Source organism: Paraburkholderia sp. (assembly GCF_026225065.1).
Taxonomy (GTDB): Bacteria; Pseudomonadota; Gammaproteobacteria; order Burkholderiales; family Burkholderiaceae; genus Paraburkholderia.
Map to the genome: position 1 here is coordinate 1 of NZ_JAMFSB010000122.1, position 3179 is coordinate 3179.

The 3179-nt window shown below is 60.9% G+C and carries 4 protein-coding genes; 2 read left to right on the plus strand and 2 right to left on the minus strand.

The annotated features are described in order from the left end of the window. Together M0954_RS09845 and M0954_RS09850 are read left to right on the plus strand one after the other, a co-directional pair. Positions 1–1299 (plus strand): sugar ABC transporter ATP-binding protein (locus tag M0954_RS09845; protein WP_297352916.1); only part of this gene is annotated, 1299 nt, incomplete at its 5' end. 70 nt (positions 1300–1369) lie between these two features. Beyond that, on the plus strand, positions 1370–2026 hold the full coding sequence (locus M0954_RS09850; RefSeq protein ID WP_297352918.1) for an aspartate/glutamate racemase family protein: 657 nt from the start codon (positions 1370–1372) through the stop codon (positions 2024–2026). Here M0954_RS09850 and M0954_RS09855 read toward each other — a convergent pair. Both M0954_RS09855 and M0954_RS09860 read right to left on the minus strand, forming a co-directional pair. Next, positions 2001–2765, minus strand: a complete 765-nt coding sequence (locus tag M0954_RS09855; protein WP_122152654.1) for a Crp/Fnr family transcriptional regulator — start codon at positions 2763–2765, stop codon at positions 2001–2003. The two genes, M0954_RS09850 and M0954_RS09855, sit on opposite strands and share 26 nt — an antisense overlap. Positions 2766–2923: 158 nt before the next feature. Beyond that, the coding region (locus M0954_RS09860) for a TOBE domain-containing protein (RefSeq protein WP_297352920.1) at positions 2924–3179 on the minus strand (256 nt) is incomplete at its 5' end.

The following is a 3179-nucleotide window of genomic DNA, read 5'->3' on the forward strand; positions in this document are numbered from 1 at the left end:
ATCGCGTTGCGCGATGGCAATCATGCACGCGCGATCGGCATCAACATCATTTACCAGGAACTCTCGGTCGTCGAAAATCTGACGATCGCGGAGAACATCTATCTCGCGAGGGAACCGCTCAACCGCTTCGGCTTTCTGGACGTTGCTCGCATGAACCAGGACGCGCGCGCGGTACTCGCGACGATCGACATGAAGATCGATCCAACCACGCGCGTCAGCGAACTGAGCGTAGGCCAGAAGCAGATGATCGAGATCGCGAAGGCGCTTTCATATCAGTCGGCGGTGATCGTGATGGATGAGCCGACGGCCTCGCTCAGCCATCACGAAACGCGTGTGCTGCTGGAGTTGATCAAGCGTTTGCGGCAAAAGGATATCGGCATCATCTATATCTCGCATCGTCTGGAAGAGGTGCTTGAACTGGCCGATCGCGTCACTGTGTTGCGCGATGGCTCGACCGTCGATACGCAGCCCATTGCCGACGTGACGCGTGAATCGCTGGTGCGCAAGATGGTGGACCGCGAGTTGAGCGAACTGTACGCGCCGCCCGTTTCCCACGCGACTAGCGAGGTCGTACTCGAAGTGCGCGATCTGGCGATGCGGCATCCACGCGCCGCCGACGTGCACATTCGCGACATCAGCTTCAGGCTGCATCGTGGTGAGATATTGGGGATTGCGGGGCTGGTGGGCTCCGGCCGCACCGAAATCATGGAGATGATTTTCGGCATCCGGCCCTGCACGGGCGAAATTTTCGTCGACGGCAAAGCGGTGACGATCCGCCAGCCGCACCAGGCGATTGCGCACGGCATTGGCTTCGTCACCGAAGACCGTAAGGCGCAAGGTCTGGTGCTGGAGATGAGCGTGCGCGAAAACTTCAGTCTCACGCATCTCGAAGCGTATTCACCGTTCCAGTTTCTGCGGCGTGCGAAGGAAGATGAAATCTGCAAACAGTTTGTCCGCACATTGAGCGTCAAGACGCCGTCCATCGAGCAGAAGGTGATCAACCTGAGCGGCGGCAATCAACAGAAGGTCGTGCTGGCGAAATGGGTGGCACGCAATCCGCGCGTGCTGATCGTGGATGAACCGACGCGCGGCATCGACATCGGCGCGAAGGCCGAAGTGCATGCGTTGCTGGCGCGGCTCGCGGCGCAGGGGATCGGGATCATCGTGATTTCGTCGGATCTGCTGGAAGTGCTGGCCGTCAGCGACCGCGTGCTGGTGGTGCGCGAAGGGCGGCTCAATGGCGAACTGACGCGTGCCGAAGCCACCCAGGAACGCGTGATGGCTGCTGCCACCGCATGACGGGCTTGCTTGCAACGGTCCGCTCGACGTTTTGTTTGTCTCAGGTTTGTTTTGATAGGGAGTTAGTGCAATGACCACGATTGTCGTGATTCACACCGGGCCCGTGACGGTGCAGCCGCTCAAGGATCAGTTCAAGGAACAGCTCGCCGATGCGCGCGTGATCAATATCGTGGACGACAGCCTGTTAAACGACGTGCGTAGCGCCGGTCATCTGACGCCGGAGGTGACGAGCCGTATCTATAGCTACATGCAGAACGCGCAGTCGATGGGCGCCGACCTGATTCTCAACGCGTGCTCGTCAGTCGGCGAAGCCACCGACTTGCTGCGCGGGATGATCCGCACACCGATCATCAAGGTGGATGAGGTCATGGCCGACGAGGCAAGCCGCATTGGGCCTCGCGTCGGCGTGGTCGCGACGGTATCGACGACGTTGGAACCCACTGTGCGATTGATCAAAAAGAAGGCCGCTGAAAGCCAGCGCGACGTGACGGTAGTGGAACGCATCGCCGACGGCGCGTTCGACGCGCTGCTCGCCGGCGACGCCGCGCGTCACGACGACATCCTGAAGCGCACCATCGTTGCCCTGATGGACGAAGTGGATGTGGTCGTGCTCGCGCAGGTATCGATGGCGCGCCTCGTGCCGTCGCTCGGGTCGACAAAAGTGCCCGTGCTGTCGAGCCCGCAGAGCGGCGTCGCCGAGGTCAGGCGCGCGCTAGCGGCGCTTTGAGGCTTTCGGCTGCGAGCGATCGGGCGCGCGCCAGCACCTGACTCGCCGCCGACGGCGCCAGATATCGAGCGACGAACGCGGGTGTCAACACGATCTTGCGTTCGTGCGTGTCGACGAGACCCGCCGCTTTCAGATCGCTAAAGTGCCGGTTCACCGATTCACGCGACGTGCCGATGAAATCCGCCAGCTTGTCCTGGGCAATCGTCAGGTCGATCAGGATCGCGCCCGGTTCGTCGTGATACGTGAAATCGCAGCCGATCTGCGCGGCGAACATGGTGAGGATATTGGTGAGGCGTTTGCGCACGTCGTGGAGCGAGAGGTTTTCGATCAGCTGCTGTGCTTCCTGCCAGCGCTGATAATGGCTCTTGAGCACGAACTGGTTGATCACGTCGTAGCGTCGCAGCAGTTCCTTGAAATCCGGCTTGCGGATATAGCAGATCATGCTGGGCGCGAGCGTTTGCGCGTAATGCGAATAACTGGGCTCGTTGAGGACATCGCCATCGCCGAAAATCATGCCCGCCTTGATGAACGACAGCGTGATTTCCTGGCCATCCTCGGTGAGCCGGTAAAGCCGGACGCTGCCTTTCTTCAGCAGATAGACGCAGTCGCTGCGGTCCTCCGGACGATAAACGGTGGTGTTCTTGCGTAGATGTCTGTGATCGCTGAACGCAGGCATTACCTCGTCGAGGCAATTCAGCTGGATCAGCGACAGCAACTCGCTTTTGCCGACGAACCACATCGCGTGTCTCCTTGACTCTAATGGGTCAACGGGCCGCGTCCAGGCACATCGTCCGACGTGGCATCGCTTTATGTCATTTGGCTCATTCTACACATCGTCTTGTGGCGCCGCTTACGAGGCCGCAGCGGCGCCGGGACAGGGAGTCGGACCCCCAAACGTCAGTTTGCCCGCTTGCCGCTTGCCGGGTCGAAGAAATGCAGGTGTAGCGCGGGTAGCGCTACCGGCAGCGCTTCGCCGTTAGCCGGCCGGTGGGTATGCGGCAGGCGCACGGTCACGTCGTGTTTGCCCCAGCGGCCATGCACGAGGTTGTCCGCGCCGAGCAGTTCGCATGAATCGACCGCGATGCTCACGTGCGGCGCGTCCGGGAATCCCGGCGTCATATGCTCCGGCCGGATGCCGACGACCCATTCACGC